This window comes from Buchnera aphidicola (Melaphis rhois), from assembly GCF_005080745.1.
GTDB lineage: Bacteria > Pseudomonadota > Gammaproteobacteria > Enterobacterales > Enterobacteriaceae > Buchnera_B > Buchnera_B aphidicola_AT.
This window is the reverse complement of sequence record NZ_CP033004.1, coordinates 563,125-587,915: the sequence shown is the minus strand read 5'-3', so window position 1 is coordinate 587,915 and position 24,791 is coordinate 563,125. Positions and strand designations below refer to the sequence as shown.

The 24,791-nt window shown below is 23.8% G+C and carries 27 protein-coding genes and 3 tRNA genes; 20 read left to right on the top strand and 10 right to left on the bottom strand.

Annotation, left to right across the window (positions count from 1 at the left end; genetic code table 11):
* The coding region (locus D9V73_RS02885) for an AAA family ATPase (protein ID WP_187307840.1) at positions 1–344 on the bottom strand (344 nt) is incomplete at its 3' end.
* 11 nt (positions 345–355) lie between these two features.
* The gene (hslV, locus tag D9V73_RS02745; protein ID WP_158336741.1) at positions 356–886 is read right to left on the bottom strand and encodes an ATP-dependent protease subunit HslV; all 531 of its coding nucleotides are present in this window, start codon (positions 884–886) and stop codon (positions 356–358) included.
* A gap of 915 nt (positions 887–1,801) precedes the next feature.
* Between hslV and rpmE the strand changes: the two genes are divergently transcribed.
* Positions 1,802–2,014, top strand: a complete 213-nt coding sequence (rpmE, locus tag D9V73_RS02740) for a 50S ribosomal protein L31 (RefSeq protein WP_158336740.1) — start codon at positions 1,802–1,804, stop codon at positions 2,012–2,014.
* 175 nt (positions 2,015–2,189) lie between these two features.
* On the opposite strand, the gene D9V73_RS02735 is transcribed toward rpmE, so the two are convergent.
* From D9V73_RS02735 to orn, 3 genes are all read right to left on the bottom strand, one after another.
* Positions 2,190–2,906: an N-acetylmuramoyl-L-alanine amidase gene (locus tag D9V73_RS02735; protein ID WP_261979213.1), complete on the bottom strand. Its 717-nt coding sequence runs from the start codon at positions 2,904–2,906 to the stop codon at positions 2,190–2,192.
* Between the two features lie 450 nt (positions 2,907–3,356).
* Positions 3,357–3,429, bottom strand: a tRNA-Gly gene (locus D9V73_RS02730).
* Positions 3,430–3,543: 114 nt separating this feature from the next.
* Positions 3,544–4,089, bottom strand: coding sequence for an oligoribonuclease (gene orn / locus D9V73_RS02725; protein ID WP_158336738.1), 546 nt, complete (start codon positions 4,087–4,089; stop codon positions 3,544–3,546).
* A 733-nt stretch (positions 4,090–4,822) separates the two neighbouring features.
* Between orn and pgi the strand changes: the two genes are divergently transcribed.
* The 16 genes from pgi (at position 4,823) to dut (ending at position 18,593) form a co-directional block, all read left to right on the top strand.
* Entirely contained in the window at positions 4,823–6,472 is a 1,650-nt protein-coding gene (gene pgi / locus D9V73_RS02720; protein WP_158336737.1) for a glucose-6-phosphate isomerase, read from the top strand.
* A gap of 115 nt (positions 6,473–6,587) precedes the next feature.
* Positions 6,588–8,510 carry a PTS mannitol transporter subunit IICBA gene (locus D9V73_RS02715; RefSeq protein WP_158336736.1) on the top strand — a complete coding sequence of 641 codons (1,923 nt, stop codon included), beginning with the start codon at positions 6,588–6,590 and terminating at the stop codon, positions 8,508–8,510.
* 88 nt (positions 8,511–8,598) lie between these two features.
* On the top strand, positions 8,599–9,768 hold the full coding sequence (locus tag D9V73_RS02710; RefSeq protein ID WP_158336735.1) for a mannitol-1-phosphate 5-dehydrogenase: 1,170 nt from the start codon (positions 8,599–8,601) through the stop codon (positions 9,766–9,768).
* Between the two features lie 178 nt (positions 9,769–9,946).
* On the top strand, positions 9,947–10,267 hold the full coding sequence (locus D9V73_RS02705) for a hypothetical protein (RefSeq protein ID WP_158336734.1): 321 nt from the start codon (positions 9,947–9,949) through the stop codon (positions 10,265–10,267).
* Positions 10,268–10,495: a hypothetical protein gene (locus D9V73_RS02700; RefSeq protein ID WP_158336733.1), complete on the top strand. Its 228-nt coding sequence runs from the start codon at positions 10,268–10,270 to the stop codon at positions 10,493–10,495.
* A gap of 165 nt (positions 10,496–10,660) precedes the next feature.
* Positions 10,661–10,861, top strand: coding sequence for a hypothetical protein (locus D9V73_RS03035; protein WP_158336732.1), 201 nt, complete (start codon positions 10,661–10,663; stop codon positions 10,859–10,861).
* A gap of 359 nt (positions 10,862–11,220) precedes the next feature.
* A complete protein-coding gene (locus D9V73_RS02690) occupies positions 11,221–11,475 on the top strand; it encodes a hypothetical protein (protein WP_158336731.1) in 255 nt (84 codons plus the stop codon).
* Positions 11,453–11,677, top strand: a complete 225-nt coding sequence (locus tag D9V73_RS02685; protein ID WP_158336730.1) for a hypothetical protein — start codon at positions 11,453–11,455, stop codon at positions 11,675–11,677. The genes D9V73_RS02690 and D9V73_RS02685 overlap by 23 nt, the downstream gene beginning before the upstream one ends.
* Positions 11,678–11,721: 44 nt before the next feature.
* Positions 11,722–12,618 carry a tRNA (adenosine(37)-N6)-dimethylallyltransferase MiaA gene (gene miaA / locus D9V73_RS02680; RefSeq protein ID WP_222837030.1) on the top strand — a complete coding sequence of 299 codons (897 nt, stop codon included), beginning with the start codon at positions 11,722–11,724 and terminating at the stop codon, positions 12,616–12,618.
* Positions 12,619–13,057: 439 nt separating this feature from the next.
* Positions 13,058–14,281 (top strand): FtsH protease activity modulator HflK, encoded by a 1,224-nt coding sequence (hflK, locus tag D9V73_RS02675; RefSeq protein WP_158336728.1) that lies wholly within the window; start codon positions 13,058–13,060, stop codon positions 14,279–14,281.
* Between the two features lie 3 nt (positions 14,282–14,284).
* Positions 14,285–15,265, top strand: coding sequence for a protease modulator HflC (hflC, locus tag D9V73_RS02670; protein ID WP_158336727.1), 981 nt, complete (start codon positions 14,285–14,287; stop codon positions 15,263–15,265).
* Between the two features lie 88 nt (positions 15,266–15,353).
* Positions 15,354–16,646, top strand: a complete 1,293-nt coding sequence (locus tag D9V73_RS02665) for an adenylosuccinate synthase (protein WP_158336796.1) — start codon at positions 15,354–15,356, stop codon at positions 16,644–16,646.
* Between the two features lie 170 nt (positions 16,647–16,816).
* A complete protein-coding gene (gene rpsF, locus D9V73_RS02660; RefSeq protein WP_158336726.1) occupies positions 16,817–17,167 on the top strand; it encodes a 30S ribosomal protein S6 in 351 nt (116 codons plus the stop codon).
* Positions 17,168–17,262: 95 nt separating this feature from the next.
* Positions 17,263–17,487, top strand: a complete 225-nt coding sequence (gene rpsR / locus D9V73_RS02655) for a 30S ribosomal protein S18 (protein ID WP_158336725.1) — start codon at positions 17,263–17,265, stop codon at positions 17,485–17,487.
* A gap of 32 nt (positions 17,488–17,519) precedes the next feature.
* Positions 17,520–17,999, top strand: coding sequence for a 50S ribosomal protein L9 (rplI, locus tag D9V73_RS02650; protein WP_158336724.1), 480 nt, complete (start codon positions 17,520–17,522; stop codon positions 17,997–17,999).
* 129 nt (positions 18,000–18,128) lie between these two features.
* Positions 18,129–18,593, top strand: coding sequence for a dUTP diphosphatase (gene dut / locus D9V73_RS02645; RefSeq protein ID WP_158336723.1), 465 nt, complete (start codon positions 18,129–18,131; stop codon positions 18,591–18,593).
* A gap of 27 nt (positions 18,594–18,620) precedes the next feature.
* On the opposite strand, the gene pyrE is transcribed toward dut, so the two are convergent.
* Both pyrE and D9V73_RS02635 read right to left on the bottom strand, forming a co-directional pair.
* Positions 18,621–19,265 carry an orotate phosphoribosyltransferase gene (pyrE, locus tag D9V73_RS02640; RefSeq protein WP_158336722.1) on the bottom strand — a complete coding sequence of 215 codons (645 nt, stop codon included), beginning with the start codon at positions 19,263–19,265 and terminating at the stop codon, positions 18,621–18,623.
* An 85-nt stretch (positions 19,266–19,350) separates the two neighbouring features.
* Positions 19,351–19,423, bottom strand: a tRNA-Ile gene (locus D9V73_RS02635).
* A gap of 180 nt (positions 19,424–19,603) precedes the next feature.
* On the opposite strand from D9V73_RS02635, the gene D9V73_RS02630 reads away from it, so the two are divergent.
* Both D9V73_RS02630 and sbcB read left to right on the top strand, forming a co-directional pair.
* Positions 19,604–19,676: transfer RNA gene (locus D9V73_RS02630), tRNA-Asn, on the top strand.
* 137 nt (positions 19,677–19,813) lie between these two features.
* Positions 19,814–21,250, top strand: coding sequence for an exodeoxyribonuclease I (gene sbcB / locus D9V73_RS02625; protein ID WP_158336721.1), 1,437 nt, complete (start codon positions 19,814–19,816; stop codon positions 21,248–21,250).
* Between the two features lie 74 nt (positions 21,251–21,324).
* Here sbcB and murI read toward each other — a convergent pair whose 3' ends face one another.
* The 3 genes from murI to mutY all read right to left on the bottom strand — a co-directional run bounded on the left by murI (position 21,325) and on the right by mutY (position 23,536).
* Positions 21,325–22,137 carry a glutamate racemase gene (gene murI, locus D9V73_RS02620; protein ID WP_261979168.1) on the bottom strand — a complete coding sequence of 271 codons (813 nt, stop codon included), beginning with the start codon at positions 22,135–22,137 and terminating at the stop codon, positions 21,325–21,327.
* Positions 22,138–22,211: 74 nt separating this feature from the next.
* Positions 22,212–22,466, bottom strand: a complete 255-nt coding sequence (locus D9V73_RS02615) for an oxidative damage protection protein (protein WP_158336720.1) — start codon at positions 22,464–22,466, stop codon at positions 22,212–22,214.
* Positions 22,463–23,536, bottom strand: a complete 1,074-nt coding sequence (gene mutY, locus D9V73_RS02610; protein WP_158336719.1) for an A/G-specific adenine glycosylase — start codon at positions 23,534–23,536, stop codon at positions 22,463–22,465. The genes D9V73_RS02615 and mutY overlap by 4 nt, the downstream gene beginning before the upstream one ends.
* Before the next feature lie 217 nt (positions 23,537–23,753).
* On the opposite strand from mutY, the gene trmB reads away from it, so the two are divergent.
* Entirely contained in the window at positions 23,754–24,419 is a 666-nt protein-coding gene (gene trmB / locus D9V73_RS02605; protein WP_261979167.1) for a tRNA (guanosine(46)-N7)-methyltransferase TrmB, read from the top strand.
* Positions 24,420–24,791 lie beyond the last annotated feature (372 nt).

Below are 24,791 nucleotides of genomic sequence, written 5' to 3'. Positions count from 1 at the left end.
ATTTGGTTTCGTATCATTTTTATAGCTAGATCCGTTAAATCTCTGATAATTGAATCTACTTCTTTTCCAACATATCCTATTTCCGTAAATTTTGTAGCTTCTACTTTAATAAAAGGAGCGTTAGCTAATGTGGCTAACCGTCTAGCAATTTCTGTCTTTCCTACTCCGGTTGGACCTATCATTAAAATGTTTTTTGGTGTTACTTCATATCTTAGCTCTTTATTTAATTTCATACGACGCCAGCGATTTCGTAAAGCAATAGCTACAGCGCGTTTTGCTTTTTCTTGGCCGATTATGAATCGATTGAGTTCTTTAACTATTTCGAGAGGAGTCATGTCTGACATAGATATAATCCTTACTGTTCAGAAGTTAGTTCTTTAATAGTAAAAACATTATTTGTATATATACAAATTCCAGAAGTGATTTTAAGTGCAATTTTTACAATTTGTTTTGCGGTTAGAGAAGTGTTATCTATCATAGCTTGTGCTGCTGCTTGTGCATAAGGCCCACCTGAACCAATAGCCATTAAATCATTTTCTGGTTGAATTATATCGCCATTACCCGTAATAATAAACGATTTTTCTTTATCTGCTACTGCTAATAAAGCTTCAAGTTTACGCAGTATTTTGTCAGTTCTCCAATCTTTTGCTAGCTCAATTGCTGCTCGTTGTAAATGGCCTTGATACATTAGTAATTTTTTTTCAAATAATTCAAATAATGTAAATGCATCTGCTGTCCCCCCAGCGAATCCTGCAATTACTTGTTCATGGTATAGTGTTCTTACTTTTTTAACATTACTTTTCATAATTGTATTACCTAATGTTGCTTGTCCATCTCCTCCGATTACTACTGATTTTTTAAGACGTACACTAAGAATTGTCGTCATAAAATATAATCCTTATATAAAATTTAATAATATTGCAAAAATTAACTATTAAATTTCAAAAAATTTAAGATATTATTTACAATAATATACATTAATAAATGTTATTAAATAATTTAGTTTTTTTAATAAATGTACTTTATTTTTTTAATACGTTTGTGATGTTTTTTATTGATATTTTTTAAAGTAACAAAACATACGGATTGAGTATTTTGATTATTATATTTATAAAATAAGTATAATATAAATTTTTTCATATGTGACTATTTCAAACTTTTAATATTATAATTAAAGAACTGATTTTAATGATTTTTTGATTAGTTGATAATAAAATTATAGTGAAATTTTAATTTGAGTACATTTTATTGTTTTAATATGATTTAAAATTGTATGTATGTTTGAAGATAAAATTTTTGCATATATTTTATTTTTTTATGTATGTATTTTCATTTTGGGTTATTTTAGAATAATGTTATTAACTATTTTATTTAAAATTTGAATTGTAAATAATTTGAGTAATTATTCGATATTTTCCAAATAGTATGTTAATAGATAGCATAAGATAATGACATTACAGTAAATATTAACATAGTAATTGTAGCAATATTATTATTTTAACATGATTTTTTTATGAATAAGGTATGTTTTATATCATTTGTAGAATAGGAAACATTTGTTATTTATAGTTTTATCTAAGAAAATTTTTGTTTTTTAAATTGTTATATTTTAATCAAATATTTTAGTGTTCTAAAACAAAATATATGTTAATAATTTTAATATATATTAATAGTATATTAATTTTAAAAAGTAATTTTTATTTGTGATTTTTGATGTTAACATAATATAATTAAAGTTTTTAATATTTAATCTTATTTTGATCACTATTACTTTATCTAAAATACAAAATTAGAAGGGTTTATGAAAAAAAAAATTCATCCTAATTATTCTGAAATATCGGTTATTTGTTCTTGTAATAATGTAATTAAAACGTTTTCTACTTTATGTAAAGATATAAATATTGATGTGTGTTCTAAATGTCACCCTTTTTATACCGGAAAACAACGAGTAGCAGATACTGGTGGCCGAGTTGAAAAATTCAATAAAAAGTTTAAAATGAATAGTAATAAATAAAAATAAAATTTTTAATTTTGTTATTGAATTATTTATTGTTAAAATTTTATTGTATCAAGTTTTAAATATAATATTTTGATTTAATTTTATAAATTTTAGTAATTTATGTACTTAAAAAATATAAATCTGTTTCTGTCAAATAATTATAAACTTTATATTGTTCTATATAAAATTTTTAATAATAGATTTCTAAATTATTTTTGCTTCTTTTATCAACGGAGTTATTGAAGAAATGTTTTTTTATTCCACAATATATGGAATTAACTATAATTTTTTGATAAGATTTATTGTTTAATTTTTTTTCTTCTAATTTGTTACTTATAAATCCAATTTCTATTAATATAGATGGAAAATTAGGAGATTTTAGTATTCCAAAATTAGCATGTTTAGGATGGGATTGATATAAAGAATTAACATTTTTTAGTTCTCGTATAACATTCTTTGCTAACATATATCCTAATTTTTGGACGTAGTTGAATTTAAAATCTAATAAAGCTAATTTTAAATATGGATCAATATTTTTTTTAAAAAAGTATTGTCTGTTTTTTTTAAATTTTATTATATCGTTGATATTTTTTTTCGACCAATGAACTATTTCGGAATTAATTCGTTGTTTGGATAGTAACCATATAGATGATCCGGACATTTTTGAATTTTTAGATGAATTAGTATGAATAGAAATTAATGCGTTAACATTATTTTTTTTTGCTATTTTAGTTCTCTTCGAAATAGATATATAATTATTTTTTTTTCTAGTCATTATAACTTTAAACAATTTAGATTTCTTGAGTTTATTTTCTAGTTGTTTAGAAATTGATAGAGTAATATCTTTTTCTTTAGTTTTATTTATTCCAATAGCTCCAGGGTCTTGACCTCCATGACCTGCATCTATGGCAATAACAATTTTTTTTGTTTTTTTTGTAAAATATTTTTTATAAATAATATTTTTTTTAAAATTTTTACTTTTTGTACACCGGCGAGAAAATAATTCTTTTTTAAATTGAAAATGTGTTTTTAAGTAATCATTGTTTTTATAAAAAAAATTTTTGAAGTGTTTTTATTAAAATAGTTATTATGTGATACGTTTATAATTGTGTCATTTAACTTGTACATAGTATTTTCATATTGCGTTTTATTAGTTAATTTATTTGATGAAATAAGTAAAGGATAAAATAGAGTAAAATTAATTAGAATTATAAATATACAAAATGTATTATATAACATAAATTTTATCCTAAATTTTTATAAAAGTTGACATTAAAATGTAAGTTATTGATGGAATGCCTTTTATATTATTATATTTTATGAAAAATATAAAATAGTTTTAATTTCTATAAAATATAGCGGGAAACGAGATTCGAACTCGCGACCCCAACCTTGGCAAGGTTGTACTCTACCTTCTGAGCTATTCCCGCGATAAAACAAACTTTATTATAAAAACAAAAAAAATTCAAGTGTTAATTGGTAAAAATTTATGGTTTTCAAAAAGTAATAGCGTGTTATGAATATTATTGTGTTCAAATTTTGTATCAAAGTTTTAAAAAATTATTTCGATAATATTTTAGTTCATATACTGATTCATATAAATCGCTTAATGCTTTATGGTTATGTTTTTTTTTTAAGTTTTCATATAATATAGGATTCCATCGAATAACTAATTCTTTAATTGTACTAACGTCTATTTGTCGATAGTGAAAATATTTTTCTAAAGTAGGCATATATTTAAATAAGAATTGTCTATCTTTGCTAATAGTATTTCCACACATTGGAGATGTATTTTTTGGAACCCACTTTTTTAAAAAAGAAATAGTTTCAGTTTCAGCTAATTTTTCAGTGTATAAACTATTTTTTATACGATTTATTAACCCATTTTCACAATGGGTTTTATGGTTCCATGTATTCATTAATTTTAGTTGAGTACTCGTTTGATTAATTGCTATAACTGGTCCAATAGATAAAATTTTTAAATTAATATTAGTTATTAATGTAACAATTTCGATAATTTTGTGTATATTTGGATTTAGACCTGTCATTTCTAAATCGATCCAAATTAAATTATTTTTGCTAATTGTCATTTTATTTTTAATCAATAATAGTTAAGTTTTATTTTTAATATAATTATTTTAACTAACATGAATATTTAAAAACGTATTATAAAATAGTTAATAGATTGTATTAAATAATATAATTGTTTAAAAATTATAATTGCGTAGCATTTCAAAAATTTGATATTTTATTAAATATTTTAAGATCTAGTTCTATATTTCTATTTTAGAAGGTATAAATCTAAAAGGTAATATTATAAAATAGTAATTCAGGACTTAATTTTTTAAACTTTGTATTATATTTTATAATATTGTTTATTTAACAACTAGTTTTAAATATACAAAACTTAAATATTGTGTAACTAGTGATATAAGTTTTTTATTAATTTTTTTAAATTAGCATGCAAACTTAGTATTTAAATGGTCTTAGTGTAATTCAGGTACAATATGAATATATCAATTAACATTTATATTTTTTATAATTGAATGTTAATTGATGTAATTACGTAAAGAAAGAAGTGAATAATATCATATCTATATAAATTTAGTGTTCAAGTTTTTATAATTACAAGTGAATTATAATTTAATATAGTAACGATATTGCAATATTATATAATTTGAACATTATATAAATATAACTTTTAAAAAAAACATAATCTGATAAAAATTTTCTATATGGCATATTTATTAATAATATATTTTAATATAACAAATATAATAGTTTAACAACGTTTTTAAAATTGTAAATTAGCGAGAGTTTTTTATGAAAAATATTAATCCTGTTGATACTAATTCATGGAAAAGTTTAAAGGAACATTTTTATAAAATAAAAGATTTACATATGAAAGATTTGTTTTTTCAAGATAAAGATAGATTTCATAAATTTTCAATAAATTTTAACAATCAAATATTAGTAGATTTTTCTAAAAATCGCATTACTAGTGATACTATTTTAAAATTATTAATGTTAGCGAAAGAAGTGGATTTAAGCGGCGCAATTCATTCTATGTTTAATGGGGAAAAAATTAATCGTACTGAAAACCGTGCCGTATTACATGTAGCGTTAAGAAATTTGAGCAATACTTCTATCACTTATGATAATAAAAATGTCATGATTGACGTTAATAATATGTTAGAAAAAATGAAGTTATTTTCCAAGTTAATTATTAATGGAACTTGGAAAGGATATACAGGTAAGTCAATTACTGACATAGTAAATATTGGTATAGGGGGTTCAGATTTAGGACCTTCAATGATAGTTCAAGCATTAGATGCTTATAGGAATCATTTAAAGATGCATTTTGTTTCTAATATGGATGGATCTCATATTTCTAATGTTTTAAAAAAAATTAATCCAGAAACAACTTTATTTTTGGTTGTTTCAAAAACGTTTACTACAGAAGAAACGCTTATTAATGCTAATACTGCTAAAATATGGATGAATGAATATTTTCATACTAATGATTTTTTAGATAATCATTTTATTGCTATATCTATGAATGTAAAAAATGTCATTGATTTTGGTATTAAGTTAGATAATATATTTACATTTTGGGATTGGGTAGGTGGTCGTTATTCATTGTGGTCATCTGTAGGGTTTTCTATAGTCTTGTCTATTGGGTTTAGTAATTTTTTACTTCTCTTACATGGTGCTCATGCAATGGATCAGCACTACCTAAATACAGATTTTAGTAAAAACATACCTGTTTTATTGGCTTTAATTGGTATTTGGTATAATAATTTTTTTTTATCAGAGACAGAAGCAATTTTACCATATGATCAAAACATGCGTCGCTTCCCTGCATTTCTTCAGCAAACTAATATGGAATCCAATGGTAAAAATGTTGATAGAAATGGTTGTTTTGTTCGTTGGCAAACAGGTCCTATTATTTGGGGAGAATCGGGAACTAACGGACAGCATGCATTTTATCAATTATTACATCAAGGTACTAAATTAGTTCCTTGTGATTTTATTGCTTCTGTTTGTCCCAACAATCATGTTTTGGTTAATCATCATGTTCAATTGCTTTCTCATTTTTTTTCTCAAACTCAAGCTTTAGCTTTTGGACAATTTGAAATTAATACGGAAAATAAGTGTAATAATATTTCATCACCAACTAAAGATTCACTATATGCATTTCCTTATAAAGCATTTGAAGGTAACAAACCTAGCAATTCTATTTTTTTATATCAAATTAATCCTTATAATTTAGGCGCATTAATTGCATTGTATGAGCATAAAGTATTTACTCAAGGTGTGATATTTAATATTTTTAGTTTTGATCAATGGGGTGTTGAATTAGGTAAAAAGCTTGCTAAAACTATTTCTTGCAGTTTAATAAATAAATCTCAAGAAATACAATATGATTCATCTACTAATGGTTTAATTAATTTTTATAAATCTTTTAGTTAATGTGGATTATTTACGACTTTAATTATCTCATTTTAAAATTTTATATTTTTCTTATTTTTATATTTTGCAAAAAGCAATTATTTTATCAACTAAATTAATGAAGTAAGGAAAAGGCATGTCAGTGTTAATAAAAGTTAAAGTTCAAAATATTGGTCGATTTTTAAGTAAAATGATTATGCCAAATATTAGTGCTTTTATTGCATGGGGATTAATTAGTGGATTATTTTTTCATTCTGGATGGATTCCAAATAAAGATTTAGAAAAAATAGCAGGTCCAATGGTAGCCTATCTTTTTCCTATTTTAATTGCTAATAAGGGAGGCCAGTTAATAAGTGGTAAAAGAGGAGCAATTGTTGGAAGTATAGCTATAATTGGCGCTGCAGTTAATACTACTTCACCAATGTTATTAGGAGCTATGATAATAGGACCATTAGGAGGCTGGATTATTCGTTGGTTTGATAAAATTATTAAAAATAACATTGCTAGTAGTTTTGAAATGTTGATAAACAATTTTTCGTCAGGAATTATCGGAATATTATTGTCAATAGTATCTTTTTTTGTCATAGGTCCAATAATTGAACAATTTTCTAATATTTTAGAGTATAGTGTAAATATAATTATTAAGAATAATTTTTTACCTTTAATTTCTATTTTTATCGAACCTGCTAAAATTTTTTTTCTAAATAATGCTATTAATCACGGTATTTTTTCATCTTTAGGTATGCAAGAAGTAGATAAATTTAATAAATCTATCTTTTTTTTAATTGAATCTAATCCTGGGCCTGGAATTGGCGTACTTATGGCTTTATTTTGTTTAAAAAATCAAAGTAAAGATATTAAATCTTCTTTGCGAAATGCATCAATTATTCAATTATTGGGTGGAATACATGAAGTATATTTTCCTTATGTATTACTCAATCCGAAATTAATTATAGCATTAATTTTAGGTAGTATGGCTAATATATCTGTATTGACTATTTTTAATGGTGGACTTGTATCAGCTGCTTCTCCAGGTTCTATTATATCGATTTTTGCTATGACTCCAAAAGGTTTATATATTGTTAATACTTTTTCAGTTGCGATATCTTTCTTGGTTTCTTTTATAATGTCTTTTATAATATTAAAAATTTTTAGTACGAATTATCAAGAAAATGATATTAAAATATTAATACAACGTGAAAAAACAACATCCGAATTAAATGATGGTTCAAAATTAATTGATGATAATTATCTTGATTCTAGAAAAAAAATAAATAAAATTATTGTTGCTTGTGATGCTGGCATGGGTTCTAGCGCAATAGGAGCAGGAATACTTAAAAAAATATTAAATGGTTTAAATATTAATATTGTTGTTTCGAATGCTGCTATTGATTCTATTTCTAATGATACTGATTTAGTTATAACTCATAAAAATCTTACTGATAGGGCTAGAATACAACATCCTAAATTACAACATTTATCTTTGAATAATTTTTTAGATTACAACTTTTATAAAATGTTAGGAAAATATTTAGTTAAAAATAATATTGATGATACTAAAATCTTTCATAGTGATAAAATTGAAAATAAAAAAGAAGATATTAAAATAAATAATTTATTTTATTTCACTAAAAAAAATGTATTTTTGAATAAAAAAGCTAGAAACAAAGAAGAAGCTATTAGGTTTATAGGTGAACAGTTAGTGAAACAAGGTTATGTAAAACAAGATTATATTTCAGCAATGTTAGAAAGAGAAAATATGATGTCTACATGGCTAGGAGAGTCCATAGCTTTGCCACATGGTACTATAAAGGCCAAGGATTCTATATTAAAAACTGGAGCAATTTTTTGTCAATTCCCTCAAGGTGTACGATTTGGAGATGATCCAGGCGATATTGCATTTTTAGTTATTGGTATTGCAGCGCGTAACAATGAACATGTTATGATAGTAAGTAACATTACAAATGCATTAGATGATAAATTAGTAATTAAAAACTTGTCTAATACGAGAAACGTAAATGATGTATTAAAATTATTTTCACAAAATATCCCAAGATAATTATAAATAATGAATTGTATGAAAATACCATTTTATTATTAATAATATAATATTGCTGTATTAATACATTATACATTGGAAATAGAAAATGAAAGCATTACATTTTGGTGCTGGAAATATAGGTCGAGGATTCATTGGACAAATATTAGTACATTCCGGATTTGATTTAACTTTTTCTGATATTAATAAAGAAATTGTTGATACTATTAATATGTATAAATCATATGAAATTGAAATATTAGGAGATACATCTTATTTAGATAAAATTGATGGAATAAAAGCGATATATGTTAATGATCCTAAAATTATACCTATTATAGCAGAAATGGATATTATTACTATATCTGTAGGAGCTAATGTTATTAGTTCTTTAGCAAATTTAATTTCGAAAGGTATAATATATAAAATACAAAATAAAAAGAACAATTTAGTTAACATTCTCGCATGCGAAAATTTATTTCGTTGTAGTTCAGTATTAAAGCAACGCGTTTTGAATGTATTATCTATAGAATATCATGAATATTTAGAAAAAAATGTGGGATTTGTAGATACTGTAGTAGATAGAATTGTGTCATTTAATAATACAAAAAAAAATAAAATTTTATTTGTTCGAGTAGAAGAGTTTAAAGAAATAATATGTGATATCAATCAATTTAAAGGTAGTATCCCTAATATTATTAATATGAAATTGAGTAGTAATTTAGATGCTTACAGTGAAAGAAAATTATTTACTTTGAATACTGGACACGCTATTACTGCATATTTAGGTTTATTATATGGATATAACAACATATATAATGCTATTTTAGATCATGATATATATAACATTGTATACGGTGCAATGAAAGAAAGTGGAAATGTATTAAAATTTCGGTATGGTTTAAATGAAAATAAGCATAGTAATTATATTAATTCAATTTTACATAGATTTAAAAACTCTTTTTTAGTTGACGATTTAATAAGAGTTAGTCGCAATCCTTTGAGGAAATTGAGTAATAACGATCGTTTAATTAAGCCTATTTTAGGTACTTTAGAATATAAATGTTCTAATATTAATTTAGTTAAAGGAGTAGCAGCTGCACTATGTTATGAGAATAATAAAGATGTTGAAGCAGTAAAATTAAATTTTTTAATTAATAGTAAAGGAATTAATTACGTTTTATCAGAAATTAGTGGGTTAGATTTAGCATTACCTGTTGTTACTTTAATTACTGAATATTTTTATTTCTTTAAAAAATTATGCATTAGAAAAATATAAAATAATACTAATTTAATTAAATATATTTATTTTTTGATAAATATGTTCGTTGAAATTTATTGTATTTAAAGTTTATATTTAATTGTTTTATTATTTTTTTACTCGAGGAATTTATATGTTTTTGTAAGTTATGTGGTATACAATTGATTATTTTATGATTATTTGGAGAATTTAGTTTATGTTTATTTGTATATTACCTAAAATAGCATTAAATTATATTGCTGCAGGAGAAGTTATTCACTTTTATGCTTCTATAGTTAAAGAACTAATAGAAAATAGTATAGATACAGGTTCTACTAGTATCGATATTGATGTTGAAAATGGTGGATTAAATTTAATTAATATTAGAGATAATAGTTGTAGAATTTGTAAGGAATATTTAGTTTTATCATTGCCTCGACACTCAACTAATAAAATTTATTCTATACAGGATTTAGAATCTGCTACTACTTTAGGATTCCGTGGTGAGGCATTAGTTAGTATTAATTCGGTATCTTGATTGATATTATCTTTTTGTCATTGTTTAGAACAAAAAGGATGGGGTTATTCATTTTTTTGGACAAAATTTAAGATGCTGTTTACAACCTATAGAATCATACTCAAGGTTACTACGTTAACTATTTTAGATTTGTTTTTTAATCAACCAGTTCGTAAAAAATTTGCAAAGTCTGGATGTTTTAAATTTGTTAACTTGGATGAAGTTGTACGACGTTTATCTTTGTTTTAATAACCAAATTAACGTTTGTTTGAAACAAAATAACAAATTAATTCGATATTATTCTGCATCTAGCAATGACAATAAAGAAAGAAATAGAGTTAATATGGTTTGTGGTTTTTTCTTTAACAAACTATGTAACTTTTATTAATTGTGAATATGATAATATGAAAATTCTTGGATGGATATATTCATATTAATGACATTAAAAATAAGCGTATTCAATATTGTTACGTTAATTATCGTATTGTCTATAATAATGTTATACGTCATTCAATTTTGGAAGCAGTTAAAGACATTTTGGTAATATGCGTAGTTTCTTATATTTTATATTTTAATATTACTCCAAATGCATTAGATATTAATGTACCGTCCTGATAAAAAACAAGTGAATATTTTTTCAATTTGTATAGTTCATGAGTTTATATCAGTCTATTTTTTTTAAAAAAACGTTATTTTAGATATTTTAATAAAAAGAAAACTCCTAAATGAGCTTTAGGAAATAAATCGAGTACTAGTAAAAATAATTTCTTAAAAAATAAGATGTTAGATGATATAATACAATATAAATTTCATAAATCAAATATACTTGTTAAAAAAACTAAATTAATATCAAATAGCTATGATAATAAAAATTATTTTAAATAAGTTTTATTTAAGAAATATTGTACTATATTTGGGAATTTATTATTAATAAAGAAAAATTATTTATATTATCTTTACTTATGGAACAGCGTTTGATTGATAAATCTAAATTAGAACTAGGGATAACAAGTAACGGTATTCAATTTGAGTATTTCAGTATTCCTAACTTTATTATCAAAAATCCTAGTCAACGAAAAATTTTGCATACATATAAAAATTTGTTACTGAAGATTGGTTTACAATATGCTTTTGTTTTAACTGCTATACAGTTGTATTCTATTCCTTCTATATTTATTCATCAGAATATTGATAATATTTTTTTTTATGTTAAGTTGTTTCATAGCTAATAATTATCAAATAAATTTGTCTATATTAATCGCAAATATTTCCAATAATCTCGAAATTCGTATTTCACATTGGAATGATTTACATATTATAAAATTATTTTCAGAATGTGAGAAATATTGTCAAGAATTGATATATAATCCTGTTCCTATATTATTACAACCTGTTAACATCGATTTAGCGTTACTCTTACTAAAAACATGATTACTAAAAATATAGAATTAAAATATCCGTTAGTAATATTTTTAATGGGTCCTACTGCCTGTGGTAAAAGCGCGATTGCAGTAAAATTAAGGCAGTTAATACCAGTTGAATTAGTTAGTGTAGATTCAGCATTAATTTATCGTGGTATGAATATTGGTACTGCGAAACCAACTTCTCGAGAATTATTAGACAATCCGTACTATTTAATTGATATTAAAGATCCTATTGAAGTATATTCAGTAGGTGAGTTTCATAAAGATGTGTTAAAGATAATAGAACATATTTTTTCGTTAGGAAGGATTCCTTTATTAGTTGGAGGGACAATGTTTTATTTTAAGATATTGTTAGATGGATTGCCACAATTACCTACTGCTAATAACAAAGTTCGTTCATATTTATATTCTATGGTAAAAACTAACAAAAATTTTTTATATAATAAATTAAGAGAAATTGATTTTGAATCTTCGAAGAGAATTCATCCTCATGATATTCAAAGAATCTTGAGAGCATTAGAGATATTCTATATATCAGGAAAAACATTAACTCATTTAACAAAATTAAAAAAATACCAATTTCCATATAAAGTAGTACAATTTTCTATTATGCCAAGGAGCAAAAACTGGTTAGTTAATAATATATGCACTCGTTTTAGCAATATGCTGAAATCAGGATTTCAAAAAGAAGTTGAACATTTGTTAAATCGTGGAGATTTAAATATCAATTTACCTTCTATGCGCTGTGTTGGATATCGACAAATGTGGGATTATCTTATTAATAATTTAAGTTATGATGACATGATACATAAATCAATTAGTGCTACTAAAAAATTAGCTAAAAATCAACTAACGTGGTTAAAAAATTGGAGTAATATTAATATATTAAAAAATAATGATAATTTAGATGATATAAGTAGTCAAATAATAAAAATTATTAGTCAATAGTATAATTTCGTCAACTAATGTGTGTTATATGTATAATATTCATAATTTATAATTTTTATATAATAGTATTTAATTATTTTAAATATATAATATTTGAAATAATTTTTAAAATTTTTAAAATATTTGGATTAAACTTTAGAAATAATGTCCATTTTAATTTGCATTATATTTCCAATATTTTTTATAAATTTATCATATCAGTATGATGATTTTAAAAGTAGTTAAATATTTTTTGTGTAAGAATTAGTTGTAATAGTTTAATAGAATATATTAATGAATATACATAAGATCTATTACTATGTATTAAAATAATATAATATATTTGTTAGTTTTTGAAAATATATTTAATTTGTTTCATACAAAATGAAAAGTAATTTAGAATTTTACAAAATGGTTTATGAAGAGATTTTTGTCTTTAAAATAATCAATGGAGATAAGAATGGTCTGGAATCAGCCCAGTAATAATAAACCTGAACTAGATCCTTGGAGCAAAAAAAATCGAAATTCAGAAAATTTTAAGAATAAAAAAAATGGATTTTTTACTTTACTTGAATTAAAAAAATTTTTTTACTCTTTAAAATTAAAAATACAATCATTTTACAATAATTCAGGATCTTATAAATGTGCTCAAAATCCTATAATATTAATTTTAATAACGGTTGTATTTACTTTAGCAGTGAACGGTTTTTATACTATTAAAGAAGCCGAACGTGGTGTAATTACACGATTTGGAAAATTTAGTCATTTAGTTGGACCTGGTTTAAATTGGAGATTAGTGTTTGTTGATCATGTAGTTCCTATTAATATAAAATCTGTTAAAGAATTAGCAACTTCCGGTGTTATGTTAACGTCTGATGAAAATGTTGTTCGAGTAGAAATGAACGTACAGTATCGTATTACTGATCCATTGAATTATTTGTTTTCGGTTACTAACCCTGACGATAGTTTAAGAGAAGCTACTGATAGTGCGTTGAGAGGTGTCATAGGTCATTCTACCATGGATCGAGTTTTAACTGAAGGTCGAACTATAGTTAGAAGTGATACACAAAAAGAAATAGAGAAAACAATATTACCTTATAATATGGGTATAACTGTACTAGATGTAAACTTTCAAGTCGCTAGGCCTCCTGAAGAAGTTAAATCTGCTTTTGACGATGCAATAGCTGCTAGAGAGAATAGAGAACAATATATTCGAGAAGCAGAAGCCTATGTAAATGAGGTACAACCGAAAGCCAACGGTAAAGCACAGCGTATTTTAGAAGAAGCTAGAGCATATAAATTTCGCATAATATCACACGCAAAAGGAGAAATTGCAAGATTTTTAAAAATATTACCTGCGTATAAAATTTCAAAAGACATTACTACAGAAAGGTTATATATTGAGTCTATGGAAAAGATATTTAGTCATGTTAGAAAAATATTTGTTAATAATAATTCGTTGTTATTTTCTATAGATAATTTATTTTCTAAAAAAAATATTCCTTTAACACCCTATAATTACAGTATTCCTAGGCAGGAAAGTATTCTAAATAACCTTCAGGTTCCTGTCTCTAAGAAACAAAATAGTAATAGTGTTATTTCTAACAAATTGCATAATAATATAGTAGATCAGAAAAAAACTCGTGTTCTTAGAGTTCATTTTCCAAGGAAAGGGCGGGAATAAAGTATGAATAAGGTTTGTACAATAATTTGTAGCGGAATATGTATTTTCTTATTTTTATGTGTATTTGTTGTTCAGGAAGGACAAAAAGGCATTGTATTACGATTTGGTAAAGTTTTACGTAATAAAACAAGTCAACCTTTAGTATATAATCCTGGTTTACATATAAAATTCCCAATTTTTGAAACAGTAAAAATATTAGATTCTAGAATTCAAACGATGGATAATCAGGCAGATCGTTTTGTAACAAAAGAAAAAAAAGATTTAATTGTAGATTCTTATATAAAATGGAGAATTGGTGATTTTAGTCGATATTATTTAGCTACGGGAGGAGGTGATATTTCTCAAGCGGAAATATTACTAAAGCGAAAATTTAGTGATCGATTACGTTCTGAGATAGGACGACTTAATGTAAAAGAAATTGTTACTGATTCTAGAGGTCGTTTAACTACTGATGTTCGAGATGCTTTAAATTCTGGTAGTATAGATTATGAAATGGATAATGTTATAAAACAAAATGAGAATATGGTATTAGATTTTAAAGATCCAAGATATAATAGAATGTTTGTTAACTCTAATAGTATGGCTGAGTTAGGTATTAAAGTAATTGATGTACGTATTAAACAAATTAATTTACCAATTGAAGTATCTGATGCAATATATAATAGAATGCGAGCAGAACGCGAAGCTGTTGCTAGAAGCCAACGGTCTAAAGGTCAGGAAGAAGCAGAAAAATTGAAAGCACTTGCCGATTATGAAGTAATTAGAGTTTTATCAAATGCACAACAACAAGCTTTGATTATAAGAGGTGAAGGAGAAGCTGTAGTTGCTGAGTTATTTTCTGATTCGTTCAATAAAGAGTATAATTTCTACAGCTTTATTCGTAGTCTTCAAGCATATGAAAATAGTTTTAAAAATGGACGAGATATTTTAATAATTAATCCAGATAATAATTATTTTTTCAAATATATGAAAAAATTTAAATAATATTAAGTTATATAATTTAATTTTTTTTGAATAAAATAAGGTTTTACGTTGTATTAACGTTTGGTAAAATATAGGTAATTAATTTATGATAAAAGGTAATATTGCTATTATAGGTGCTCAATGGGGAGATGAAGGAAAAGGAAAAATCGTAGATTTTTTGACCAATAAAGATACAAATTATGTTGTTAGGTATCAAGGAGGTCATAATGCTGGGCATACGTTAGTTGTTAATGAAAAAAAAATTGTTTTACATGTTTTACCTTCTGGAATTTTACATGATAATGTTACAGCTGTAATAGCGAATGGTGTTGTTTTATCTCCTGTTCACTTTATTAATGAAATTGAAATGTTACAGAAACATAATTATGATGTTCGAAATCGCATTATTATATCGCAATCATGTCATTTAATTTTTTGTTATCATATTGCTATGGATATAGCTAGAGAAAATCAATACGGTAAGTATTCTATTGGAACTACTAAGTGTGGTATTGGACCGGCATATGAAGATAAAATAGCTAGGAGAGGTTTACGTGTAGGTGATTTACGAGATTGGGATTTTTTTTCTCGTAGATTAGAAGATAATGTGAATTACTATAATCATCAACTAATAAACTTTTATCACGTTTCTGGTGTTAATTACAAAAGTATTATTAATGAAATGATTTTGATAAAAGATGTGCTTATAAAAATTTCTGATGATACTTCTAAAATTTTGGAAGACGCTAAATATAATAATAAATTAATTATTTTTGAAGGTGCTCAAGGGACATTATTAGATATTGATCATGGTATATACCCGTATGTTACTTCTTCAAATAGCGTTTCTGGTGGTATATGTACTGGTTGTGGGATAGGTCCTTCTAATATAACAAACGTACTGGGAGTTTTTAAATCATATTCTACTAGAGTTGGAAGCGGTCCTTTTCCAACAGAAGTTTTTGGAGACTTAGATGCCTATTTTTGTAATAAAGGAAATGAATTTGGTTCTACTACTGGTAGAAGACGCCGCACTGGTTGGTTAGATACGGTATTATTAAAAAAATCTGTACAACTTAATTCTTTTTCTAAATTATGTTTAACTAAATTAGATGTTTTAGATGATTTAGAAGACATCAAAATTTGTATAGGTTATAGATATAACAATAGTGATTTTAAATACGATAGAATACCTTTCTGTCATAAAGATTGGAAAATGATTGAACCTGTATACGAAACATTACATGGATGGCAAGAAAATACAGTAGGTATTACTAATTTTAACGATTTACCTGTTTTAGCAAAAAAATTTATTTTTCGCATTGAGAAAATATTGGGTGTTTTTATTAATATCATATCTACTGGTCCTAATCGAAATGATACAATTATTCGAAGTATATAACATTAAAACGTTAATTTAAATATGTATATATTTATTTTATTTATGTTATATTGAATGTTTTGAATTATTAATGTATATTGTAAGTTTAATTTTAGGTTCTATATTTTATTAATTTTATGGTTAATAATATTTTATTTTAGGAATTAAATAGATTATAAGGAATTTTTTTAGTGAGGAATTACGAAATAATATTGCTTGTTCATCCTGATCATAGCGAACAGATTCCGAGTATTATTGAGCAATATAAAAAATTAATTTTTAATGATCAAGGCAAGATCCACAGATTTGAGGATTGGGGGAAACGTCAATTAGCGTATTCTATTAATAAATTGCAAAAAGCGCATTATATATTAATGAATATTGAAGTAAACATAATTGTTATAAAAGAATTATCTGATAAATTCCGATTTAATGATTTTATAATACGAAATATTATTATGTTCGTTAAAAAACCGATATCAGAAGCATCTCCAATGATGCGAATTCGAGAAAACAAACGATTAGAACTTGAAGTAAATTAAAATGATTTAGTATGAACTATTTTTTATGTTGAAGTATTTTATAAAGTTTTAATTTATTTTTTATTTATAATTTATGTAATAAAGGATATTTTATTGTGGCACGTTATTTTCGTCGTCGTAAATTTTGTCGGTTTACTGCTGATGGAATTCGAGAAATAGATTACAAAGACATTTCTGTATTAAAAAGTTACATTACGGAAAGTGGGAAAATAGTTCCTAGTAGAATTACAGGTACTAGAGCAAAGTATCAACGCCAGTTATCTCGTGCTATTAAGCGTGCTCGTTATCTTTCTTTACTTCCATATACTGATCAACACTAATAAGATTTATATCTTAGGATTATTATAATAAAATGCAAATAGTTCTTGTTACTAAAATAGAAAATGTGGGAAATTTAGGTGACATAATACATGTAAAACCTGGTTATGCGAGAAATTTTTTAATACCTTTCGGAAAAGCAATAATAGCTACTAAGTCTAATATAGAATTAATTTTAAATAAGAAGAAAAAATTAGAACAAAAATTATTAGAAAAATTATCTTTAGCTAAATCTCGTATCGATAAAATTAATATGATTGCTCAACCAATTATTATATTTTCAAAATCTAGAAAAGAAGGCAAACTATTTGGTTCTGTTGGCCCACGAGACATCGCTGAAACATTATCTAATTTGAGTGGAATAGAAGTTAAAAAAGGAGAAGTTCACATTTCTGAAGGTTTGTTGCGAGAAGTTGGACAATATAATGTAGTATTTAAACCTCATCATCAAGTTGAAACAATTATTTCAATTAATATTATTTCTAAAGATAATAATTCTTTAAAACAGGTATAAAACTACAAATATGCATTAGAATTTTAATATTTTAACAATTTAATAATATTTTTTTATTATATGAGATCTAGCATAGTTTGATTTTATAAAATTTTATAATGGTTCTTAAAAATATAAAAGCACTTTACAATGAAAATTAATGTTGATATTAAAATTTTAGACTCTCGTATAGATTACGAGTTTTTTTGTCCTAATTACGCCACTAAAGGATCTTCAGGATTGGATTTGAAAGCTTGTATTACGTATGATATAGATATATTACCTAATACTGCTGTTTTATTACCTACTGGAGTAGCTATACATATAAAAAATCCACTCATTTCTGCTTTAATTTTACCAAGATCAGGTTTAGGTCATAAATGTGGTATTGTTTTAGGTAATTTAGTAGGTTTAATTGATTCTGATTATCAAGGGCAAATCATGGTATCTGCTTGGAATAGAGGTACTAAATCTTTTAAAGTAACTCGTGGTATGAGAATAGCTCAAATAATTTTTATTCCTATTATAAGACCTATATTTAATTTTGTAAAAAATTTTTCTGATGATAATAGTACAAGAAAAGAACAAGGATTTGGTCATTCTGGATTAAAATAAGATAGTAACATATTTTTATGAAAATTTTTATTTAGGAAATAGTTTTGAAGATTTTATTTCTATATTATCTAGATAATGGTATAAATTTTTGTTACTTTTTATATAGTTAACAATATCTTGCATATTTATTATAGAAAATATTTTAAAATTATATTTTTTTATTGAATGAGTTAAAGACATATTTTTATTTGTTCTTCTGTCTAAGGCCACTAATATACTAAATATTAAATTATTTAAATTTGTATTAGATTCAATCGTATCAATTGTGTTTTTTATAGATAGCCCAGAGGTAATAACATCGTCTATTATAAGAATATTTTTTGTTAGTTTGTTTCCAATAAATCTTCCTTTTTCACCATGTTGTTTAATCTCTTTTCTATTAAAACAATATTTTTTATTAATATTAAAATATTTTTTTAATGCTATAGTAGTAGATATGACGATAGGAATTCCTTTGTAAGCTATCCCGAATAGTGAACTGTAATTAATATTGTTTTTAATAATAGTAGTGGCATAGAAACGTCCAAGTTTATCTAGATCGCTACCTGTATTAAATAAACTAAAATTAAAAAAAAATGAGCTTTTTTCTCCTGACTTTAAATTAAAATTACCAAATTGTAATATTTTTCTTTCGAAGCAAAATTTAACGAATTTTCGTTTCAAATTGTTCATATTATATTCCACAATTTTATAAAATATTTTTTAATAAAAATATGTTTTATAAAATAACACTTTTTATGTTAGATTTACATTATTTTGGCCCTTGCTGGATTTGAACCAGCGACCAAGCGATTATGAGTCGCCTGCTCTTACCACTGAGCTAAAGGGCCTTATAAAATATTTTAGATGAATTTTTTTTATTTTGTATTTGGAAAATAATATATTAATTATTATATTAATTTTGATAAAAATATTTAATTTTAAGTATACATGTATTTTCATTAAAAATACATATTATTTTAAAATTTTAATTTATTGACAAAAATAATTATTTTGTTAAAATACTATTTTCCTCTGTAGTTCAGTTGGTAGAACGGCGGACTGTTAATCCGTATGTCACTGGTTCGAATCCAGTCAGGGGAGAATAAAATTTAAGTTTTTTTAAAAAAAGGTTATAAAATTATTTTTAAAACTTATTAATATATAAAATAGAAATACGAGTTATTTTGAGTGACATTTAATATTTTGGGTATTTTTAGAATTTATTTATTATTAAAATAATGAGTGATATTTCAGCATCAAATAGTTTTACTCTTTTGTTTTACGACTATGAAACTTTTGGAACTAATCCTTCCTTAGATAAACCTGCTCAATTTGCTTGTATTCGAACTGATTTAAATTTTAATATTATTGAAATTCCTAATGAATTTTTTTGTTATCCCCCTATAGATTATTTACCTGATCCTCAATCTGTTTTAATTACTGGAATTACCCCTAATTATACAAAAAAATATGGTGTAAATGAATTTGAGTTTTCAAGAAAAATTTGTAAACAATTTACCAAACCTAATACTTGTATTATCGGTTATAATAATATTCGTTTTGATGATGAAATTACAAGAAATATTTTTTATCGAAATTTCATTGATCCCTATGAATGGAGTTGGAAAAATGGTAATTCTAGATGGGATATATTAGATGTTTTACGTGCTTGCTATGCTTTACGTCCTGATGGAATACATTGGCCTATTAACAAACAAAAAAATTTACCTAGCTTTAAATTATCAGACATATCAAAAGCTAATAAAATTAATCATGATCAAGTTCATAGTGCTATTAGTGATGTATATGCCACTCTTGAAATTTCAAAATTAATTAAAAAAAAGCAACCAAAGTTATTTAATTACTTTTTTATACATCGTAATAAAAAAACATTATTAAAAAATATAGATATTTATAATATTATACCTATGGTTTATATATCACAGTTATTTGGGGCGATAAGAAGTAATATTAGTATAATTGCTCCTATTTTATGGCATCCACATAATTCAAATATATTAATTAGTTTTGATTTAACTAAAAATTTTTTAAAATTTTTAGAATATATTTCAAATACAGTTGCTACCAGAATAAGTTATAGCGATATTTTTAAATATGGAATAATATTAATATATATCAATCGTTGTCCAATATTAGCACCAATTAGTGTTATTAACATTGAAAATATGGCTCGTTTAAAAATAGATTATATAGTCTGTAAAAAAAATTTGTTTTTAATACGTACTAATATCACTTTAAAGAAAAAATTATCGATTATTTTTAATAAAATTGTTAAGTCACATTTTGATAATGTTGATTTACAATTATATGGTTCTTTTTTTAGCAATTTTGAAAAAAAATTGATAAGCGTTATCCATCAATCACTTAAAAAACATTCTTTTAATAGAATTTTTCTCACTGTTCTAAATAATAAAATTAAATTGTTGTTAACACGTTGTCTAGCCCGAAATTATCCTTATTTATTAAATAGTAAAGAAAAAGTTTTTTGGAAAAACCATTGCGTTAAAATTATTAATGAAAATAGTATACGTCAATACATACAAAAAGTTTTACATTTATTAGAATTAAATAAGAATATATTTAAAAATGTATTATTACTTAAAGATTTATTAAAATATATAAGCGATATTAATAACAATGTCAGTAATATGTAGTATTGTATTATCTAGTTTAATTAAATATTTTTGAGTTACATTTAATTTTAAATATTAAAAAAACAAAATATTTTTTATAAATTAATTTTTTTAAATGTTAAAAATTTATATCGATTAAATAGATCCAACAAACGTTTATCTTGTTTAATAGATTTTGAAGAAAAAATGATATTTTCTTTTTTAATAGTATTGTTTTTTAAGACATCATAAAGTTTTTGTGGTATAATAATGTTAGAATCAATTATATTGATTGCTTTTGGAAGTACTTTTTTAATTTCTTTTTTTAAAAAATAAAAATGTGTACATCCTAATATAATTGTATCAGGTACGTTAGGTTTATTATACCATGGCTTTAATATATTATTGATAACTTTTGTATCAGTAAAGTTATATTTTAGTTTTTTTTCTGCTAGAATTACTAATTTTTTGTTGCATAATGTTTTTATGATAATTTTTGGAAAGAATGATAAAATTAGATTTTGTACATAGTTATTATTAATAGTAGTTTTAGTTGCAAGTAATCCAATGATTTTATTTTTAGTTTTTTTAGTTGCTTTTTTTATATCTGGAACAATGCCAATAATTGGAAATTTAAAAAATTTTTTTAATGTTAGTAAACTAGTTACACTAGCTGTATTGCATGCAATTAAAATTATAGTAATATTAATTTTTTTTGATATTGCGTTAATCATTTTTAAACATCGTTCAATAATGAATGTTTCTTTTTTTTCACCGTATGGAAATGCTTCATTATCAAATGCGTATATGTAATTTACGTTTGGAATTTTTTTTTCTATTTTTTTATAGATGGATAATCCACCTAGTCCTGAATCAAATATAACAATATTATATATTTGGTTTTCTTTAAAATTTATCTGTGAATTCATAATATTATTTATTTTAAAAAGATTTTATATTTTTAAAATGGACGATAATGGTTATATACAAAAAAAATTTATTTTTATATTTTTTTAGATATATTATTTTTATTAAAAAAAAAGTTTATCATGCAATTTTCTAAAATTTTTCGATCATGTATATTTAACATATTTAATTTTTTTTCATTAATTATTTTTGTTTGTTCAAACACCCATTTTTTCCATGCTATTTCAGAAACATTATTATAAATTTTTTTACCTATTTTTCCAGGATATGGTTGTTTATCTAGTCCAGTAGCATGTTTCTTTAAAAAAAGACAAAAAATTTTTCTATTCATTTTATATAATCCTTTTTATTTTGTAGAAAAGAACGAGATATGTTTTTAATAATTTTTTTTATTGGAAAAGGTATTCCTACATATTGTGGATCAATTATATCAAACCAAATTGCATTTTGAATTTTATGAATGCAAAATTTGTCTTTTATTTCAATCCAAATAGGAATACAAAATAGTTGAAGGTTTGAAATTTTATGTAAAAAAGACGAAAATATTTTTTGATTTTTTATTTTAATATTGTTATTTTTTTTCCATATTAAAACTTCTAATTGATTATGAAATATAGGAAAGTAATATAATCCTTTCCATATATTTTTTAATTTATTTTTGTTTAGAAAAATGTAATTTTTATATTGTATAATTAATAAAAAAATATTTTTTTTAGATATTATTTTTTTTTTTACATTAATCGGATATGTTGACCAATCGTTATTAGATAGTGACATACATGTTTGGTTTAAAGGGCATATGTTACATTTTGGTTTAGATTTTAAACAAATTAAAGATCCTATGTCCATTATAGCTTGATTAAATTTGTTTGTATTATATATTGGTGTTACTAGTTCTATTGCAGCCCACAATTTTCTTTCAATTTCATTTTTCGTATTCGCATGGATTTTAAAATATCTTAATAAAACTCTTTTTATATTCCCGTCAAGAATACAAGCATAGAAGTTAAATCCAAATGATAAAATAGCACCAGCTGTGGTTCGTCCTATCCCTGGCAATTTTATAATATTATAGAAGTTGTTCGGGAACACACTGTTAAATTTGTTCACAATAATTTTAGCTGTATAATAAATATTATGTGCTCTTCTGTAATATCCTAGTCCTGACCATATATTAAGTATTTTATTTATAGATGATTTTTCTAATATATTTATATTTGGAAAATTGTTAATAAATTTTTGATAATATGGAATAACAGTATTGACTTGTGTTTGTTGTAACATTACTTCTGCTATCCAAATATTATAAGGATTTTCTTTTATTTTCCAAGGTAGATTTTTTCTGCCATTTAAATGGTACCAATTTAAAGCTAACTGTGAAAATGAAAATAGTGAATTCATGAGATACTTACGTGATATTATGTTGAATATTTATCTTATTATTTTATAGAAATGTCGAATACTTCAATTATTATAATTAATTTTAAATTATGTAGTATATTTTATGTGTAATATAGTAATATGTTACTCTACTTTATAGAATAAAAAAACTTTTTTAATATTACATATGATAAATAATAATGTCATTACATCAAAATATAATTCAAATGGTATTTTTTTGCGTGGAATACATAGTTTTATATCTAGACGCAGAAAGTTAAGTAACAATAAATATGATGTTATTCACAATAATTGGTCAAAATTTGGAATAAATTTTAAATTATCCCATTTAAATTTTAATCAAGTTTTTTCTTCTAATTTACCAATAGTATTGGAAATTGGATTTGGAATAGGTGATTCATTTTCTAAAATTGCGTTGAACAATTTGTCGAATAATTTTTTAGGTATTGAAGTTTACCTACCTGGTATAATATCATGTTTGCAATACATTAATTTATATCGTTTAAGTAATGTTCGAATTATATATTATGATGCAGTAGAAGTTCTAAAAAATATGATCAGTGATAAAAGTTTGTCAAGTATTCAAATATTTTTTCCAGATCCATGGTCTAAAAAACGTCATCAGAAAAGAAGGATTTTTACAAAAGATTTCGCTAAATTAATATTAAAAAAGTTAATTTCTAATGGAACATTATATGTATCTACTGATTGTCGATTATATGCAGAGGAGATTATTACTATTATGAATAATATGAAAGAATATACTAATTTATTTTATAATAATAGTATATTTAGATCAACTTATCGTCCTATAACTAAATTTGAAAAACGAGGAATAAGATTAGGGAATACTATATTTGATTTGGGTTTTAAATTAGCTTAGAAAATTTTGGATTTAGTATTTTAAAAATATCAAAGATTTTAAATTTTAAAATAAGATAAAATGTACCTTTTTTTTAGTGTTTTCTGTTAAATAAAAATATTTTATATAAATTTGATTTTTGAGATTATTAATTTATTTCTTTGATTTTAATTTAAAATGGTCTTGAAATTTAATTGATATTTGTATTTTAGATATTAATATCATATATCGATTATTTTTCTTCTATGTAATTTTAGACTGTTACAAATTTTTTATAATAAGTATAGTATTTTATACTAAAATTTGTTTTTTAAGATAACACATTGATATATCTCAGATTTTGGTAATTTCGAGAATGGATTTAATTTGTTGAATTATGTTTAATAAATATTT

Bases quoted from the DNA above. Each gene is read 5' to 3' on its own strand.
- hslV (WP_158336741.1), bottom strand. From the start codon at position 886: ATGACGACAATTCTTAGTGTACGTCTTAAAAAATCAGTAGTAATCGGA.
- rpmE (WP_158336740.1), top strand. From the start codon at position 1,802: ATGAAAAAAAAAATTCATCCTAATTATTCTGAAATATCGGTTATTTGT.
- orn (WP_158336738.1), bottom strand. From the start codon at position 4,089: ATGACAATTAGCAAAAATAATTTAATTTGGATCGATTTAGAAATGACA.
- pgi (WP_158336737.1), top strand. From the start codon at position 4,823: ATGAAAAATATTAATCCTGTTGATACTAATTCATGGAAAAGTTTAAAG.
- D9V73_RS02715 (WP_158336736.1), top strand. From the start codon at position 6,588: ATGTCAGTGTTAATAAAAGTTAAAGTTCAAAATATTGGTCGATTTTTA.
- D9V73_RS02710 (WP_158336735.1), top strand. From the start codon at position 8,599: ATGAAAGCATTACATTTTGGTGCTGGAAATATAGGTCGAGGATTCATT.
- D9V73_RS02705 (WP_158336734.1), top strand. From the start codon at position 9,947: ATGTTTATTTGTATATTACCTAAAATAGCATTAAATTATATTGCTGCA.
- D9V73_RS02685 (WP_158336730.1), top strand. From the start codon at position 11,453: ATGTTAAGTTGTTTCATAGCTAATAATTATCAAATAAATTTGTCTATA.
- miaA (WP_222837030.1), top strand. From the start codon at position 11,722: ATGGGTCCTACTGCCTGTGGTAAAAGCGCGATTGCAGTAAAATTAAGG.
- hflK (WP_158336728.1), top strand. From the start codon at position 13,058: ATGGTCTGGAATCAGCCCAGTAATAATAAACCTGAACTAGATCCTTGG.
- hflC (WP_158336727.1), top strand. From the start codon at position 14,285: ATGAATAAGGTTTGTACAATAATTTGTAGCGGAATATGTATTTTCTTA.
- rplI (WP_158336724.1), top strand. From the start codon at position 17,520: ATGCAAATAGTTCTTGTTACTAAAATAGAAAATGTGGGAAATTTAGGT.
- dut (WP_158336723.1), top strand. From the start codon at position 18,129: ATGAAAATTAATGTTGATATTAAAATTTTAGACTCTCGTATAGATTAC.
- pyrE (WP_158336722.1), bottom strand. From the start codon at position 19,265: ATGAACAATTTGAAACGAAAATTCGTTAAATTTTGCTTCGAAAGAAAA.
- sbcB (WP_158336721.1), top strand. From the start codon at position 19,814: ATGAGTGATATTTCAGCATCAAATAGTTTTACTCTTTTGTTTTACGAC.
- murI (WP_261979168.1), bottom strand. From the start codon at position 22,137: ATGAATTCACAGATAAATTTTAAAGAAAACCAAATATATAATATTGTT.
- D9V73_RS02615 (WP_158336720.1), bottom strand. From the start codon at position 22,466: ATGAATAGAAAAATTTTTTGTCTTTTTTTAAAGAAACATGCTACTGGA.
- mutY (WP_158336719.1), bottom strand. From the start codon at position 23,536: ATGAATTCACTATTTTCATTTTCACAGTTAGCTTTAAATTGGTACCAT.